Below are 16,149 nucleotides of genomic sequence, written 5' to 3' on the forward strand. Positions count from 1 at the left end.
AGATTGGTCATCTTATAGGCATAATACGCGCAGAGAATTATAATCATAAGAAGCCAAACAGCACGATATTTCATTACAATTTTAAAATTGTTAATAGAGAAGATTTTGGCATTGTTATCAGAATTTACTTTTTGATTTTCATTTAATCTTAAAAAGAAAAAAACTATAAGACCTATAAGCATTACGCTTATTGAAGTACATCTTATAACTTCTCTAAAGGCAATACGTCGATCTTCGATAGAAGTCAATTCTATATCCTTTGTTATAAACAATAAAAAAATAATAACTCCAGCTGATCCAAAAAGTGCAGCTACTAAACCGCGTCCACCATCCAAAAACCCAAAAGCAATCCCTTGTTTATTTGATCCTCCCCAAATTCTAGTTGCTTTAATCATAGCTGCCCAAAACAAGAAAATGGTAGTAAATCCCCAAAACCCGTATAGTAGGTGTAGGTAATAAAGTGATGGGTAAGTGGCTAAATATAAACCACCTAAACCTGTAAGAATTAATGCAACTGACATTAATAAGTTAGGTTTAAATTTATCTGCTAAAGGGCCACCAAACAAATACGAAACCAAAGCCACAATGCCATAAACAGAAAAGCAACTTCCCAATTCAGTTTGAGAAATAGAAAAGGATTCTAAAAACGTGGTTCTGAAAATTCGCTGTAAAACAAAAGGCAAAACAAAAACAGCCTCAGCAGCTAATATTAATAATATTATGGCAAATAAAGGCTGCTTTTCATTCGGTGTTTCTGTCATATTAAACCTGTAGTACACCTAAATTAAAAGGCTTTTCAATAGGAGCGTGGTTGGCAGCCTCTATACCCATACTAATCCAAGTTCTGGTGTCTAAAGGGTCTATAACACCATCAGTCCAAAGTCTTGCAGCCGCGTAGTACGGCGAGACTTGATTGTCATATCTCGATTTTATTTTATTGAATAATTCTTCCTCTTTTTGCTTGGTGATGGTTTCACCTTTCTTTTTGAGCGAAGCGGTTTCAATTTGTAATAACACCTTAGCAGCAGATTTACCACTCATTACCGCAAGTTCGGCACTTGGCCATGCTACTATTAATCTAGGATCGTAGGCTTTACCGCACATCGCATAGTTACCTGCACCATAACTATTACCGATAATAATTGTAAATTTAGGTACTACAGAATTACTTACAGCATTTACCATTTTAGCACCATCTTTTATAATACCACCATGTTCAGATTTGCTACCAACCATAAAACCAGTGACATCTTGTAAAAAGACTAATGGAATTTTCTTTTGGTTGCAATTGGCAATAAAACGCGTGGCTTTATCCGCTGAATCGTTATAAATTACACCACCAAACTGCATTTCGCTAGGTTTAGTTTTTGCGCCTTTAGTTTTTACAATATGGCGCTGGTTAGCAACAATGCCAACAGCCCAGCCTTCTATGCGTGCATAACCAGTAATAATGGTTTGTCCATATCCAGCTTTGTATTCTTCAAATTCAGAATTATCAACCAATCGATTAATAATGTCGTTCATATCGTATTGGTCTGCTCTGCTTGCAGGTAAAATACCGTAAATATCTTCAGGATTCTCTTTAGGTTTTAAAGCCTTTATACGGTTGTATCCGGCTTTATCAAAATCACCAATTTTATCAACAATATTTTTAATGGTGTCCAAAGCATCCTTATCATCTTTGGCTTTATAATCTGTAACACCAGATATTTCGCAATGTGTAGTTGCACCGCCTAGCGTTTCATTATCTATCGTTTCACCGATGGCCGCCTTTACCAAATAACTTCCAGCTAAAAAGATGCTACCTGTTTTATCAACAATTAATGCTTCATCACTCATTATAGGTAAATAAGCACCACCAGCGACGCAACTACCCATAACGGCAGAAATTTGCGTTATACCCATACCACTCATAATAGCATTATTTCTAAAAATGCGCCCAAAATGCTCTTTATCTGGGAAAATTTCATCTTGCATCGGTAAAAAAACACCAGCACTATCAACTAAATAGATTATTGGGAGTCTGTTCTCAATAGCAATTTCCTGGGCTCTTAGATTCTTTTTTCCCGTAATTGGGAACCAAGCACCAGCTTTAACCGTTGCGTCGTTAGCTACCACAATACATTGTTTACCCTTAATATAACCTATTTTTACAATCACACCGCCAGAAGGGCATCCACTGTAGTCTTTATACATGTCGTCACCTGCAAATGCACCAATCTCTATGGATTTAGATTTAGGATCCAATAAATAGTCAATACGCTCTCTAGCGGTCATTTTGCCTTTACTATGGTGTTTTGCGATACGCTTTTCGCCACCACCAAGTTTTACCTTAGCAAGTCGTTTTTTAAGATCTGAAAGCAATAGTTTATTATGGTCTTCGTTTTTGTTGAATTTTAAATCCATGCGTATGTATAAGTTTCTACGAAATTACAAAACAATAGGATGATATAAGCGACCTAAATTCTAAATGAAACGTTAAATATTTATTACATGGTAATATATTCCTAGGAAAATAAAATTTAAATCTTTATATTTGTCTTATCAAATTAAAACAATGCATATTATGAAAACACTTATAGCGTTTGCAGGAAGCAATAGTAAAACATCAATAAACAAACAATTAGCCACTTATGCCGCTTCATTAGTAGCTAATGTAGAAGTTAAGGTTTTAGACTTAAATGATTTTGAATTGCCTTTATATGGTATAGATTTAGAAAACGAGGAAGGTATACCAGATGATGCGCACAAGTTTTTAAACATCATAAAAGCTTCGGACGGTATTGTACTGTCCCTAGCAGAGCACAACGGCGCTTATGCCACAGTATTTAAGAACTTATTTGATTGGATGTCTAGGATAGATAATAAGTTGTGGAGTGAAAAGCCAATGCTTTTAATGGCAACATCACCAGGTGGTAGAGGAGGAGAGACGGTGCTTGAGATTGCTAAAGGTAGATTTAGTTATATGGGAGGTAATATTGTAGGAAGTTTTAGTTTACCATCATTTGGAGATAATTTTAAAGACGATAAGGTTGTAGATGAAGCGCTTAATACGCAATTGTTAAATGAAGTAAAACAACTTCAAGACGCTATACAATCTAACTCATAATGATCTCATAAGTCATATCAAAGATCTATGTCTAAAATCTCAGATCTTAAAACAAAAGACTAAAACACAAAACAATGGGTGACTTAGCAAAAGATATCAATTCAAAATTTGAAAACAGTAAAGTAAAAGCATTACTTAATATTATTTACACAGCTAATTGGATTACAAGTAAGCAAAACGAATTTTTTAAGGAATTTGGTATTAGCCCACAACAGTATAACATTTTGAGAATTCTTAGAGGTGCAGAAGAACCTTTGAAAGTTCAGACCATTAAAGATAGAATGTTAGAACGCTCGCCAAACGCAACACGGCTAATGGATAAATTATGTATTAAAAACTACATAGAACGTTTACCCTCTAAACACGATAGGCGTGTTGTAAAGGTTGCTATAACCCAACACGGACAAGATTTGTTAACCGCTATACCAAATAATTTAAATAAAGAGTTGTTAAAAAATTTAAAGGAAGAAGAAGCAGAGCAACTAAGTAATCTGCTAGATAAAATGCGCTAACAAGTAAAAGTTTGTGGTGCTAAACGTGTTTCATCATTTGTATGAATTGAAAAAATTTTAACCTAATATTTTCCATGGAAAATTAAATATAAAAACAAAGTATAACAAGTTTCTCACTTTCGTGGGAAAGAAAAACAAGTCTTATATGAAAACAATAATTCACAAAGCAAATACAAGAGGCTATGCAGATCATGGCTGGCTAAAATCATACCATTCATTTAGTTTTGCAGGCTATCAAAACCCAGAACGCAATAATTTTGGAATGTTACGCGTATTAAACGATGATGTCGTTCAGCCAAAAATGGGATTTGGAACGCATCCGCACCAAAATATGGAAATCATTTCTATACCCTTAAAAGGTGCCTTGTCTCACAAGGATAGCATGGGAAATAAACGTGCTATTGAGGTCGGAGAAGTACAAGTAATGAGCGCAGGCACAGGCTTAACACATTCCGAATTTAACGATAGTAAAACAGACGAGGTAAATTTTCTACAACTTTGGATTATTCCTCAAGAAATGAGCGTAGAACCAAATTACCAACAACGTCTATTTACTAATGAAGGAAAAAACAATCAATTACAAACAGTGGTAGCGCCAAAAGATAAGCCCATTGATGCAGCATTACCCATTAATCAGCAAGCGTATATCTACAGAACAACTTTAGCTGCTGGTCGCTCAATGGATTTAAAAACTAAATCTAAAAATAACGGCATTTATATCTTTGTTGTTGAAGGCGAAGTTGCTATAGACGATAATACGTTAAATCAAAGAGATGCTATGGGTATTTCAGAAACAGATAAAATAACTATTAACTCTAATTTGGATTCCGAGTTGGTAATTATTGAAGTTCCAATGAACTAGACTTTTACTAATTGGTTAGTGGCATAAAAGCATCTTAAATTTAAGATGCTTTTTTAGTTTATTTCACGATATTTGTTTTTAACTAACTAAGAAATAAAAGAATTATGGCGATGAATAAAAATACAGTTTTGGCATGGGCTACTATTTTAATGATTATTATGGGTGTTGCGCTTATTTTAATGGGTGCCTACAGATATCATGAGGTAGCAGGATGGGGTTTTGCTACTGTAGGTATTGGTTTTTTTGCAATAGCATGGGTGTTTAATGCTTTAAAAGGACGCGTCTAATTATTTTTAGATTTTAGAGTTAAGTTATGCAGTACTATGACATTATAACTCAAAATCAAATCTCAAAATTTTTAAATCGTAAATCAACTATAAAAAAATCGGAAATCGAATGAGTGACGATAAACAAATCATATTTTCAATGTCTGGTGTTACCAAAACATTTCAATCTGCAAATACACCAGTTTTAAAAAACATTTACTTAAGTTTTTTCTATGGAGCCAAAATCGGAATCCTAGGACTTAACGGTTCTGGTAAATCAACCTTACTTAAAATAATAGCAGGTGTTGATAAAAACTATCAAGGCGATGTTGTGTTTAAGCCTGGCTATACCGTTGGATACCTTGAGCAAGAACCAAAGTTAGATGAAGAAAAAACGGTAATGGAGGTGGTCAGAGAAGGTGCAGCTGAAACCGTAGCCATTTTAGAGGAATATAATAATATAAACGATCAATTTGGTTTAGAGGAAGTTTATAACGATCCGGATAAAATGGAAAAACTTATGAATCGCCAAGCAGAATTACAAGACCAAATAGATGCGGCAAATGCTTGGGAATTAGACACAAAGCTAGAAATTGCCATGGATGCACTTCGTACACCAGAGGGAGATAAAAAAATTGGTGTTTTATCAGGAGGTGAACGTCGTCGTGTAGCTTTATGCCGATTACTGTTAAAAGAGCCAGACGTTTTATTGCTAGATGAGCCTACAAACCATTTAGATGCAGAGTCTGTACATTGGTTAGAGCACCATTTGGCGCAGTATAAAGGAACGGTAATAGCAGTAACGCACGATAGATATTTCTTAGATAACGTTGCAGGTTGGATTTTAGAACTCGATAGAGGTGAAGGTATTCCTTGGAAAGGTAACTATTCCTCTTGGCTAGACCAGAAGTCTAAACGATTAGCTCAAGAAAGTAAGTCTGCATCAAAACGTCAAAAAACATTAGAGCGTGAGCTAGAATGGGTGAGACAAGGTGCTAAAGGGCGTCAAACCAAGCAAAAGGCACGTCTTAAGAATTATGACAAATTAATGAGTCAAGACCAAAAACAACTCGATGAAAAGCTCGAAATTTATATTCCAAACGGACCACGCCTTGGAACTAATGTTATTGAAGCCATTGGAGTAGCAAAAGGTTACGATGATAAATTACTCTATGACGATTTAAACTTTAATCTTCCACAAGCAGGTATAGTTGGGGTTATTGGTCCAAATGGTGCTGGTAAAACGACCATCTTTAGAATGATAATGGGTGAGGAAACACCAGATAAAGGCGAGTTTAAAGTTGGTGAAACTGCTCAATTAGCTTATGTAGATCAAAAACATTCTAATATAGATCCAGAAAAATCAATATGGCAGAACTTTAGCGATGAGCAAGAGTTAGTAATGATGGGTGGCAGACAAGTAAACTCTAGAGCGTATTTGAGTCGTTTTAATTTTTCGGGTAGTGAACAAAATAAAAAGGTAAAGTTGCTTTCTGGTGGTGAGCGTAACCGTTTACATTTAGCTATGACCTTAAAGGAAGAGGGTAACGTATTACTTTTAGATGAGCCAACAAATGATCTTGATGTTAATACATTAAGAGCCTTAGAAGAAGGTTTAGAGAACTTTGCAGGTTGTGCAGTTATTATTAGTCACGATAGATGGTTTTTAGATCGAATCTGCACACATATTTTAGCTTTTGAAGGGGATTCTCAAGTCTATTTCTTTGAAGGAGGATTTAGTGATTATGAAGAGAATAAGAAAAAACGTTTAGGCGGTGATTTAATGCCAAAACGTATAAAGTATAAAAAGCTAGTGCGGTAAAAATAATAGTGTTTCAAAATAAAAAAAGTCAGCTATAAGCTGACTTTTTTTATTAATAGGATTTATCATTTCTTTCTAATTATCCCCATACAAATGCCCAGAATATTCTTCTTGTGATGTTTCGTAATCTTTAAATGCGTTTGTACGCATTAACTTTTTATTTTCAGCTTTTAATTTATACATCTTAATAATTGCGATAAGAATAAAAACTATAAAAATTGAAGCAACTGCAATTAAAATCATTGTGAGTTGCGTTGTAGTCACTATTAAAATATATGTAATCAGGCTGTTAAGCATTTGCTTTAGATTTGGGTTCTGTGTCACAAAGATAGAAAAAACCTTATTAAAACACGACTTGTTTATAATTAAAAGCTTAAAATTAAACATAAATAATCGTTTAAATGTTTATTAAATCCGTTAAAAAGCACTGTTTTTGGGATAAAGGCTCAGTTTTGAAACTTATTAACAATAGCAAATTTTAACATAAAAATAGTAGTTAATACCAGTCCAAAAGTCTTATTTCTATAGATTTATCATCATTTTCAACCAAATTTTTGAATTTTGATACATTACTCATTTTTTCAGATCCTCTATAATGGTAAGGGTACACTATTTTAGGTTTAAACTCTAATACAGCATCTGCAGCTTGTTCAATAGACATGGTCCAAGGCATATTCATACAAACAAAAGCTTTATCAATATTTTTAAGATTACGCATTTCGGGAATGTCTTCGGTGTCACCAGAAATGTATATGCGTTCCTCGTTAATAGTTAAAATATAACCGTTACCTCTTCCTTTTACATGAAATTTTAGGGCGTCCTCTCTTAGGTTATACATTGGTATAGCTTCAATTTTTACAGCGTTGTGTTTGTATATATCACCATTATTAATGGTAACTATAGTTTCAGTGATGTAGCTAGGTAATTTTTCAGTAACCGCTCTCGGACCAATTAGGGTGACGTTATTTAAGTTAAGCGTTTCGAGCGTTTTTTTACTCAAATGGTCACCATGTATATCAGTGATTAAAACTAATGTAGGTGCTTTTTGGTCTTTAAATGCTTCCATTCCACCTGTAGGATCAATATATATAGTTTCAGAACCTGTTTCTAAGATTAGCGTGCCGTGTGTTATTGGTATTACCTTTACGCTATCTTCTATGTTGGTGGTTTTTAGATCTGTTAACCCTTCAGGATTTTGCTTTTGGTCTTTACAATGACTCAAAGTTATAAACATAGCCAGTAACAAAGTGGATTTTAAAAGTTTCATATGGTTATTTTTTATAAAGATATTCAACACTTAATTTTAATTAAAGTTTTGTAACAATTTTATTAAAAATGCTACAGATAATTTATAGGCAAAGTTTTTATAGTCCTAAAAAATTACCGAAATTGCTTATCCGAAAAACTTGTTCAACTAAAATAGAAACTACAATATGTCTGATGATTTTGATTTATTAGAAACTAATGCACAACAAAAAGCCGAAAAAGTAGATGTAAACTGGGGAAAAGCCATAGACCAAATGAAGTCTAAATTGGCGCAAGAAGATGATCCGGAAAGTCGTCAGAAAATATTAAATGCCACTTTAGATAATGTGGTTGATATGGCCGAAAAGGACCGTACAACACTGTTAGATGCTATTAAGGATTTAACAGATTACCAAGATGAAGTAGGTATAATGTTCGAAGGTTTTTCTGCACTTAATGCTGCTGAGCAAAAAATTATTGATGATGCCGTTAAACGTTTAGAGCGCGCTAAAGTAGAGTTAGAAGACGCTAAAGCAAAACCAGATACATGGTGGAATAACCTTTGGGGACGAAAATCAAAAATTAAAAAGGCCGAAGATGAATTAAAAGAAGCTCAGAAACAACGCGATGGCGCAGATAATAGAGCTAAGGCTATGTTTCAAGAACGTATTGAAACTGCCGATGTGCAAACCTTGCTTAATGAGTTATCTTTTAAAAGTCAGGCGGCTATAAAGCGTTTAAAAGATAGAGAGCTAGAAATTAAAGAAGTTGAAGAAAGTCTTAAAACAGCAATTGTAGAAGCTAGTAATAACCATACCAAGGCACTTCAAAAGAAAAAAGAAGTAGAGGGACAGCTCGATGAGCAATACGCATTATTAAAACAAGCACGACAAGCTTTAGAAGAAGTCGCTGATAAACAATCTACAGCATATTCCAAAGCTTTAGAAAAAGTAACACAATTAGAGCAGAAAGTAGAGGAACTAGAAGGTTTAAAGAATGCTTACACTACTTTGGCGGCTTCAAAAGATAGTTTTGTGCATAAACACAATCTAACGATTAAAGTATTAACATCCCTACGTAGTAACTTACAAACCCACAGAGCAAAACTAAAGTCAGATACTGATGAACGTCTTAAATATTATGATGGTTATGTAGTAGCACTTAAAGCACGTACAGACCAAGAATTTGCGGCTATTTTAGAGCATTTAGGTGTTAAGACCGATGAGCATATAGGTGAAACTTTAGCAGCTATGCATACAGCAAGTGCCAAGGCACGTCAAGAAATGATGGATAACATTCCAGTACATGAAAAAGTGATGCAAGGTGTTTACGGCAGCTATGCCGAAGCTTTAAAGGACATTAGAGCAAAGGATGAAGAAATTCAGAAAAACTTTGCAGATCGCTATGGTATTGACATGAAAGAGATTTTTGATGAATATTATAAAGCCGATCCAAACGCACCAACAGATGGTGGTGAACCAGAAAGAGAACCAAAGCCAGAAGCTAATGATGATGATTTGTTAGGATAAATTAGTTGTTAGTTGCTAGTTGATGGTTTTAAGCCGTCAACTGACAACAAGCAACCAACAACTATACAACATGATAGTAACTCCACTAGATTCAGCAGTATTAGATTCTAAAGAGCAGTATGTCTTTTATCATAAAATGATAGACTTTACGCTAAAGGAATTGATTTATGCTGTTCAATACAAACAGATTTTAAATACTCAAGAAGTTCAACTGTTTAAACAATACAGTGATCTTTTAATGTATTCCGTTGAAGCCATGCGTGTAAAATATATGTATGACCAGGAGGATAACATGAAGGTGGACTTAACCGATTCTAGCTTTCCGAATTACTTAGAGTTTCGCTATCTATTTAATGATTTAGCCTTGCGCGAAGAATATTTAGGCAAACTTACAGATATTGATACTTTAAAGGATGAGTTTTTAGATACGTTGATGCGCAAAAAGGAACCTATTGCTAAGCGTAAATTGTTTCAGGCATCTTCAATAGTATATTATTCATCAGCAAAAAAAGAATTTATATTCAACAGATTTGTTCAGGGTAAAATTATACAAGCATTAGAAGGATCACCAGCACAATACTTGGTAAGTTGGAGCTTCTATGATGTATCTCATAATAGGCCATTTATTTGCTATATGTATTTTAATTACGACGGCAAAGACCCTATAAAAGAACGCGATGAAATATATGAAGTATTAAAGTCTGTAGCAGATAGAGAAATGTCATTAGATACCATGGCTTACGGTATTGACAAACGCTTGCCAGATGTGCTTCCAAAGTTAATAAAGCGTGTTGATTTAGGACCAATACATAACGTATTTGCTAAAGATGAAAATAAAGTGACACACGCAATTCTTCAAGGTATCGCCAATAAAGATATTCCGTTAGAATCGTTTGCCATTTCATTTAAAATAGATGAACTAAAATCTGCAAGTGAATTTAAAGAAGGTAATTTTTTCAATAAAAAGACCTTCCAAAAATGGGATGCCATGTTTAGGCAACGTTACGTATTTGCACCACACAGAATAATACAATTATTATACAATAAGGCACCAGAAGTGATCGACAAGTTGGCGATTCCGCCTGTACAAGTTTCTGATTTAACAATGGCAAAAAAATAAGGTCATAACAAGGAGCGCAGGGACGCGGTTATCTTATATAAAGAAATTGCTTCTCGTTGTTCGCAATGACAAAAGCACTAAAATAAAATGGAACACAACTCAACATTTCCTATAAAACAAAACGAACTCGATATGCTTCGAGACGAAGCTACGTCTTACTTAAAATCTATTCAATGGGAGCAGAGTCAGCGCGCTAAGAATAAAGATAATAACGGTAAAGATGAATCAATTTTATTGTACTTATCTAGAGCTAATAATGGCAGTAATGTTAATGTAACGTCCGTTTCCAAAACTATTCTGGCTTTAAAGAAGCGTTTATTACCAGAGTCTGTTGCGCTTCCAGTAAATTTAAACAATACACTTTACGCTGTGCAAGAGGCATTAACTCTTGGTATATGGATTAAGGACAGTTTTTACGATGCCTCAGGTTTATCAACATTGAGCGAAAATAAATCCGCCTTGGATAGTTCTGGGAAGCGTGAATACGAAAGTAAAATGCATACGGCAACGGCTTTTATGCTATTTGCGACAGCATATAAAATATTACACGATTTAAAACCACACGCTTCGGATGCTTTATCGGTGATGAAGCAAAAATTTGCTGGTATTCCTGAAGTCTCATTTATGTCTCCTTTAAAAGGAATTTCATGTCAATTGTTTTACTATGATAAGTATTTGGGCCATCCAGATATTATAAAAAGTGATAAAGATGTAATCGATTTTACAGTAGTTTATTTTGAAGCGTTAATCGACGAAATTCAACTTCGTAAAAGTACATTAGAGCATACCGAAACCATAGAGGACAGAGCTTATAAACTCGAAAACTCTGATTTTGCGGTTGATGGTTGGAACAATGTTTTCTCTGGTACTGCGGTAAGCGTGGAGTTCAATAAAATTCAGTTCGAACAAATTGTAGGTAATAAAGATGCAAAACACTTTGCAAGACGTTTAACCGAACGCTTGCTTAGCTATGATTTTGAAGCCAAAAAGAATCCTTTTCAAGAATTGGGTGGCTTTATGCCAGTGTTTATGGGCTATGGAATTCCAGGTACTGGTAAAAGTATGCTTATTGCTGCTATTGCTACACGATTAAAAGAACACAGTGAAAATCTGGATATTCCATTTTTATTTCATCCCATGCCAGATACTTTAATTTCGACATTTCAAGGAGGTTCTGCAGAAAAAATGGTAGAATGGATGAAGCCTTTGCAAGATCCAACACGCTTAATTTTTGCACCAATAGATGATGCAGAGAATAATTTACAAGAGCGGACAACACAAGGAGTCTCTGCTGGTGTTAAAGAGGTGATTGGTGTATTTTTAAGATACACTGAGGGTGCTTATGCCGTAAACTATGGTAACAGTTCTATAGGATTATTTACCAACCTGCCAGAAATGTTAGATAAAGCTGTGATATCGCGTGTACAAGGCCGTTTTAAAATTGATGGTGCACGTAACGAAAAGGATTTTGTAGATCAGGATCATTTATGGTGGAGAAAGTTAGAAGATACGATGCCAGACTTTATAAACATGAGTAATCCAAAGGATTATAAGTATCTCGATGCGCAGCAAGTTGCAAAGAACTTAGGTGAAATTCTAGATAAAGTAGATAAACCAACTGAAGATAGGGTACTAGATACTTTTGAAAAAGTATCTCAAAAAAAATATAAGGACAATGAGCATATGTTCTATGCGCACTTATATACTGAGATTCAAAAGATATTTCCATTCTTTTCCTCGCGAGATGTACGTAATATTCAAAAGGCCGTTTCACTTAGATTAACGGATTTTGACTTGGAAACCGATTGGTTCGAAAATCCAGAAGTGTATTTTAAAAAGGATTATGATACTAAATTCGGAATGTTACAAGAATTAATGCGTGCCAATATGAAAGGTCTCAATTTTAATGATATTAGACGACAAGAAGTGGTGCGCTATTTAGATAATGTAGCGACTATTGCAGATACGGACTTTAAACGTAAAGTAGATGCTAGGATTAACCAGTTAAATATAGAAACTGAAGCAAGAGAACAGTTTGGGAAAGGGAATTAAAAAAGACAAAATGATATGTTATAGCAAGTAAAGACGAACGATTGACTTGGCAACCTCATGTAATGAATAATTTAATTTGTGAACAATTAATGACCAACCGCATCAAAAATATTAAACGAACTGTACTCTCAAATAAGTACTTTATCTTATCTCAGGTAAATTTTAATTATCAACTAAAAGATGGGAATTGGGTAGAAAATACTTGGGAAGTTTTAGAACGAGGTAATGCGGCAGCAGCATTATTGTATAACGTTAGTAATCAAACCGTAATTTTGGTAAAGCAATTTCGTTTGCCAGCATATATGAATGGTGTAGAAGATGGGTTTTTATTAGAAGTACCAGCAGGAATGCTAGAAAGCCATGATCGTTCACCAGAAAAAGCCATGAAGAGAGAGTTGCTCGAAGAAACTGGCTTTAATATTTCAAAGCTACAAATGGTCTTAAGGGCATTTGCAACACCAGGTGGAAGCACAGAGTTTTTTTCTTGTTTTGTAGGAGAATATACAAGTGAAATGAAAATAAATGAAGGAGGAGGATTAAAAACAGAAAATGAAGATATTGAAATTGTAGAAATACCTTTTTCAGAAGCTATAAATAGGATTGCAAAAGGAGAAATTATCGATGCTAAAACAATTATGTTATTACAATACGCTCAAATTAATAATTTGTTAGAATGGACAAATTAAAAGAAGCAAATTTATATAGAAGCGAACTTATTCCTGTTAGTGGAAAACTAGTTGAACGTTATAATAAATGTTTAAAAACATTAGGTTTTAAGGAGACCAAATTGAAGTCTTTTTCGGTAGATGGTATAGGTTGGAGTCCAGAAGTGGCAGAAGAAAAAAAGGATGTACATTATCTTAATCATGGCGATGCAAATCCGCATGGTATTATAATTTCACCTTTACAAAAAGGTAAGCCAGTGCATTTACCATTTCATTCGTTCGATAGAGAAATGATGCAACACATTTTTAGAACACATGGCCAAAAGATTAACGATATAACTAGAGACTCTGCCATTTGTATTGATTTCGATCAGGATATTGATGTATTCTATGAGCCCTTAGACGTTTTAAAATATGATGACGTAAGTATAACCTTTAGACTTATAGATAACCTCGAAGAAAAACAAAAAGAACAGCTTAAACTTGTTGATAAATTTAGAACGGGTAATAATTTCATTGATGAAGCCATCCATAAAGAGTTATTAGATTCAGCTAAAACCTATGGGGATTTAAGAGATAGAGATTTAAGCTTGCATCCTTTACATTTTTCAACTACATCATTTTACACCAGAGCTTTTGATGGTGTATATTTATTAAGGGACTTTATTAAACCGATTTTGGTTTTTGAAAGTAAAGATGTGTACAAAGAAGCCATAAAGGATACGGTACACGATGTGCTAATTTATCATATTGAACAACCAGAATTAATAGATAAATTAAAAGATCATATTATTATTCAGTGTGATTTAGAGGACATGGTAAAAACACCAAATTACGATAGAATAAAAAAGTTTCAATTGTATCAATCCATAAATCAACCAGAACATCCTATTAAAGAGATTTTAGATAATAAAGCTTTGTTTAAAAGTTACTTGAACAAAATAGATATTAAGGCACGTAAAAAAGTAATGGGAGTAGAGTTATATCTCGAAAAGTTAGAGCGCAGTAATGCCCATAAGGTAGAGGACATGGTAGACCAGTCTATATATTTTGCTTTGCACCAACCGCATTCCTCTTTATCTGCTGAGCATCGCGATTTAATTCATCGTTTACTAATTAATATAGCACCAAAAGATGTCTTGTTTTTATATTGGTACGATAAGGAGCAGTTTTATAAAAGTTATAATACTTGGGACGATTCCTTTAGGGATTGGGTGATAGAGACGATAAGTAACAATATATAGCAAGAAGCAAGAAGTTTAAAGTTAGAAGTACAGCCTCTTAGTAACAGACGCTAATAATTAAAGACTAACAAAATGAAGTTTAAGTTTGAAGATTTATTGATTTGGCAAAAGGCAATGGATTTAGGTGACCATATGGATAAGCTTGCAGATTTATTTCCGAAGAAAGAAATTTATAATTTATCTTCACAAATCAGAAGAGCTTCAGATTCGGTAGCTTTAAATATTTCAGAAGGTTCAATTTTACAGTCAGGGCCAGAATATAGAAGATTTTTGGGATATTCAATCCGTTCCATAGCTGAAGTTGTAACTTGTTTGCATAAAGCCAATAGAAGAAATTACATTGCTCAAGACGTATTCAGTAAATATTATAAAAATTGTTTCGATTTAATAAATATGACAATAGCATTTAGAAAAAAAATAAAGAATTAATAAATTGTCAATAGCGGTATGAAAACCAATCTCAGACTTCAAACTTCATGCTACAGGCTTTTAAACCGTAGAGCATGCTTTAACACATCAAGCTTCGTGCTTCTAACTTCTAACTTTTAAACCATGGGACTAGGAATAGACATCATCATTTTCGTTTCAGCCATATTATTTGGTATTTTTCTCTATTGGAGAGAATCTAACGGAAATAGCGCTTATCGTTTTATAAATAAAATGATGAATAGCAAAGAGTTGCAAATGAAATCGGACAATCCTAAAGGGTTTATCTACAAGCAATCCTTTATACCACGACTGCTTTTTGTTGTAATTTCTTTAGTTGTAGTAGGTTTAATCATTCAGTTTTTAACACCAGTAGTAGTGTTCACCAATTACTTTGTGCTGTCTGGTTTCGCCACATTTGCAACAGGAACATTAATAGGAACATATTTAGCCAACTTTGTCATTAAAACTACCGAAGTCGTTGAGCAAAAAAGCGATTCTATTGGTGATATGGTTGACAGTGCTATGGAGAAAGGTAAAGATCTAATTGAAGATTTAAATACTAAAGACAATAAAGCAGTTGAAGTCGCTAAAGAAGAAATAAAAAATGAGCCAGAGTCTAAAACCAACGAAAAAAGTGCACGTGACCGATTAAAAGATAAGGGTCTTATGTGATAGAAGCCCATCCTAGCCTTCCCAGAGGAAGGAATGCGCAAAGTGTCTTTAGAATTTAAACTTTGTATAGCATATAAATTGAATAGAATTCTTAACAAAAAACCCAGTTTTCCCCTCTGGGGAATTAAAGGGGCTTTATACTATGATACAACAATACTGGAATAAAGGCGCAAAGCAAAAACGAATTGTAATTTTTGTAGCATTGCTGTTACTTATACTGTTATTTTTCTTTAGAGACGATTATCAACCTGTCTTACTATTTATCCGAAAATATATCTTTATAATTCTTGTTAGCGTATTGGTTCTCATTTTAGGATTAAAGAAGTTTCGCAAAACTGTAAATACTGGTGGTCGTCTGGGTATTTTAGGCTTGCTAATTGTATTTTTTGGTTTGCTTTATTTTCTTGGTTGGAATCAAGGTTTATATGACTACATGAAAACTTATAATGTATTTAATAGTCTTAATAAAGTAGAAATTGATGCATTGCCATTAACACAAAATGAGCGCATACAACCTTTGCGAAACATTTTTTCAATGGCTAATGAAAGTGTAGGAGAAACCAAAGATGTATCCTTACCACATTTAGTAAGAATTGGCACTGAAAATAAATGGACTATGGCC

16 protein-coding genes and 1 pseudogene are annotated in these 16,149 nt (G+C 34.0%); 13 read left to right on the forward strand and 4 right to left on the reverse strand.

The window, feature by feature from the left end:
• Both Q0800_RS10790 and Q0800_RS10795 read right to left on the reverse strand, forming a co-directional pair.
• A partial coding sequence (locus tag Q0800_RS10790) for an MFS transporter (RefSeq protein ID WP_299129452.1) occupies window positions 1-761 on the reverse strand: 761 nt, incomplete at its 3' end.
• Window position 762: 1 nt separating this feature from the next.
• Complete coding sequence (locus Q0800_RS10795; RefSeq protein WP_299129455.1) at window positions 763-2,406, reverse strand: carboxyl transferase domain-containing protein; 1,644 nt, start codon at window positions 2,404-2,406, stop codon at window positions 763-765.
• 160 nt (window positions 2,407-2,566) lie between these two features.
• Between Q0800_RS10795 and Q0800_RS10800 the strand changes: the two genes are divergently transcribed.
• The 5 genes from Q0800_RS10800 to ettA all read left to right on the forward strand — a co-directional run bounded on the left by Q0800_RS10800 (window position 2,567) and on the right by ettA (window position 6,571).
• A complete protein-coding gene (locus tag Q0800_RS10800; RefSeq protein ID WP_299129457.1) occupies window positions 2,567-3,109 on the forward strand; it encodes an NAD(P)H-dependent oxidoreductase in 543 nt (180 codons plus the stop codon).
• Window positions 3,110-3,183: 74 nt separating this feature from the next.
• Window positions 3,184-3,621, forward strand: coding sequence for a MarR family transcriptional regulator (locus tag Q0800_RS10805; protein WP_299129459.1), 438 nt, complete (start codon window positions 3,184-3,186; stop codon window positions 3,619-3,621).
• 145 nt (window positions 3,622-3,766) lie between these two features.
• Entirely contained in the window at window positions 3,767-4,483 is a 717-nt protein-coding gene (locus Q0800_RS10810) for a pirin family protein (RefSeq protein WP_299129461.1), read from the forward strand.
• A 104-nt stretch (window positions 4,484-4,587) separates the two neighbouring features.
• Window positions 4,588-4,770 (forward strand): CAL67264 family membrane protein, encoded by a 183-nt coding sequence (locus Q0800_RS10815; protein ID WP_298345748.1) that lies wholly within the window; start codon window positions 4,588-4,590, stop codon window positions 4,768-4,770.
• Between the two features lie 109 nt (window positions 4,771-4,879).
• Window positions 4,880-6,571 carry an energy-dependent translational throttle protein EttA gene (gene ettA, locus Q0800_RS10820; RefSeq protein WP_299129462.1) on the forward strand — a complete coding sequence of 564 codons (1,692 nt, stop codon included), beginning with the start codon at window positions 4,880-4,882 and terminating at the stop codon, window positions 6,569-6,571.
• A 75-nt stretch (window positions 6,572-6,646) separates the two neighbouring features.
• Here the strand turns inward: ettA and Q0800_RS10825 are convergent, their stop codons facing one another.
• Window positions 6,647-6,868 carry a hypothetical protein gene (locus tag Q0800_RS10825; RefSeq protein WP_299129463.1) on the reverse strand — a complete coding sequence of 74 codons (222 nt, stop codon included), beginning with the start codon at window positions 6,866-6,868 and terminating at the stop codon, window positions 6,647-6,649.
• 199 nt (window positions 6,869-7,067) lie between these two features.
• Complete coding sequence (locus tag Q0800_RS10830; protein WP_299129465.1) at window positions 7,068-7,838, reverse strand: MBL fold metallo-hydrolase; 771 nt, start codon at window positions 7,836-7,838, stop codon at window positions 7,068-7,070.
• Between the two features lie 166 nt (window positions 7,839-8,004).
• On the opposite strand from Q0800_RS10830, the gene Q0800_RS10835 reads away from it, so the two are divergent.
• The 8 genes and pseudogenes from Q0800_RS10835 to Q0800_RS10870 all read left to right on the forward strand — a co-directional run.
• On the forward strand, window positions 8,005-9,345 hold the full coding sequence (locus Q0800_RS10835) for a microtubule-binding protein (protein ID WP_299129467.1): 1,341 nt from the start codon (window positions 8,005-8,007) through the stop codon (window positions 9,343-9,345).
• Between the two features lie 70 nt (window positions 9,346-9,415).
• Window positions 9,416-10,465 carry a hypothetical protein gene (locus Q0800_RS10840; RefSeq protein ID WP_299129469.1) on the forward strand — a complete coding sequence of 350 codons (1,050 nt, stop codon included), beginning with the start codon at window positions 9,416-9,418 and terminating at the stop codon, window positions 10,463-10,465.
• A gap of 87 nt (window positions 10,466-10,552) precedes the next feature.
• Window positions 10,553-12,517, forward strand: a complete 1,965-nt coding sequence (locus Q0800_RS10845) for an AAA family ATPase (RefSeq protein ID WP_299129471.1) — start codon at window positions 10,553-10,555, stop codon at window positions 12,515-12,517.
• Window positions 12,518-12,579: 62 nt separating this feature from the next.
• On the forward strand, window positions 12,580-13,203 hold the full coding sequence (locus Q0800_RS10850) for an NUDIX domain-containing protein (protein ID WP_299129472.1): 624 nt from the start codon (window positions 12,580-12,582) through the stop codon (window positions 13,201-13,203).
• A complete protein-coding gene (locus Q0800_RS10855; protein WP_299129474.1) occupies window positions 13,191-14,426 on the forward strand; it encodes a DUF6638 family protein in 1,236 nt (411 codons plus the stop codon). Before Q0800_RS10850 ends, Q0800_RS10855 begins: the two co-directional genes overlap by 13 nt.
• A 72-nt stretch (window positions 14,427-14,498) precedes the next feature.
• On the forward strand, window positions 14,499-14,855 hold the full coding sequence (locus tag Q0800_RS10860; protein ID WP_299129475.1) for a four helix bundle protein: 357 nt from the start codon (window positions 14,499-14,501) through the stop codon (window positions 14,853-14,855).
• Window positions 14,856-14,978: 123 nt separating this feature from the next.
• Window positions 14,979-15,527: a hypothetical protein gene (locus Q0800_RS10865; protein WP_299129477.1), complete on the forward strand. Its 549-nt coding sequence runs from the start codon at window positions 14,979-14,981 to the stop codon at window positions 15,525-15,527.
• A gap of 142 nt (window positions 15,528-15,669) precedes the next feature.
• Window positions 15,670-16,149 (forward strand): annotated as a pseudogene (locus Q0800_RS10870) (hypothetical protein); the annotation flags it as partial.

It is taken from the genome of uncultured Winogradskyella sp. (assembly GCF_937958655.1).
Classification (GTDB): domain Bacteria; phylum Bacteroidota; class Bacteroidia; order Flavobacteriales; family Flavobacteriaceae; genus Winogradskyella.

Bases quoted from the DNA above. Each gene is read 5' to 3' on its own strand.
- Q0800_RS10795 (WP_299129455.1), bottom strand. From the start codon at position 2,406: ATGGATTTAAAATTCAACAAAAACGAAGACCATAATAAACTATTGCTT.
- Q0800_RS10800 (WP_299129457.1), top strand. From the start codon at position 2,567: ATGAAAACACTTATAGCGTTTGCAGGAAGCAATAGTAAAACATCAATA.
- Q0800_RS10805 (WP_299129459.1), top strand. From the start codon at position 3,184: ATGGGTGACTTAGCAAAAGATATCAATTCAAAATTTGAAAACAGTAAA.
- Q0800_RS10810 (WP_299129461.1), top strand. From the start codon at position 3,767: ATGAAAACAATAATTCACAAAGCAAATACAAGAGGCTATGCAGATCAT.
- Q0800_RS10815 (WP_298345748.1), top strand. From the start codon at position 4,588: ATGGCGATGAATAAAAATACAGTTTTGGCATGGGCTACTATTTTAATG.
- ettA (WP_299129462.1), top strand. From the start codon at position 4,880: ATGAGTGACGATAAACAAATCATATTTTCAATGTCTGGTGTTACCAAA.
- Q0800_RS10825 (WP_299129463.1), bottom strand. From the start codon at position 6,868: ATGCTTAACAGCCTGATTACATATATTTTAATAGTGACTACAACGCAA.
- Q0800_RS10830 (WP_299129465.1), bottom strand. From the start codon at position 7,838: ATGAAACTTTTAAAATCCACTTTGTTACTGGCTATGTTTATAACTTTG.
- Q0800_RS10835 (WP_299129467.1), top strand. From the start codon at position 8,005: ATGTCTGATGATTTTGATTTATTAGAAACTAATGCACAACAAAAAGCC.
- Q0800_RS10840 (WP_299129469.1), top strand. From the start codon at position 9,416: ATGATAGTAACTCCACTAGATTCAGCAGTATTAGATTCTAAAGAGCAG.
- Q0800_RS10845 (WP_299129471.1), top strand. From the start codon at position 10,553: ATGGAACACAACTCAACATTTCCTATAAAACAAAACGAACTCGATATG.
- Q0800_RS10850 (WP_299129472.1), top strand. From the start codon at position 12,580: ATGAATAATTTAATTTGTGAACAATTAATGACCAACCGCATCAAAAAT.
- Q0800_RS10855 (WP_299129474.1), top strand. From the start codon at position 13,191: ATGGACAAATTAAAAGAAGCAAATTTATATAGAAGCGAACTTATTCCT.
- Q0800_RS10860 (WP_299129475.1), top strand. From the start codon at position 14,499: ATGAAGTTTAAGTTTGAAGATTTATTGATTTGGCAAAAGGCAATGGAT.
- Q0800_RS10865 (WP_299129477.1), top strand. From the start codon at position 14,979: ATGGGACTAGGAATAGACATCATCATTTTCGTTTCAGCCATATTATTT.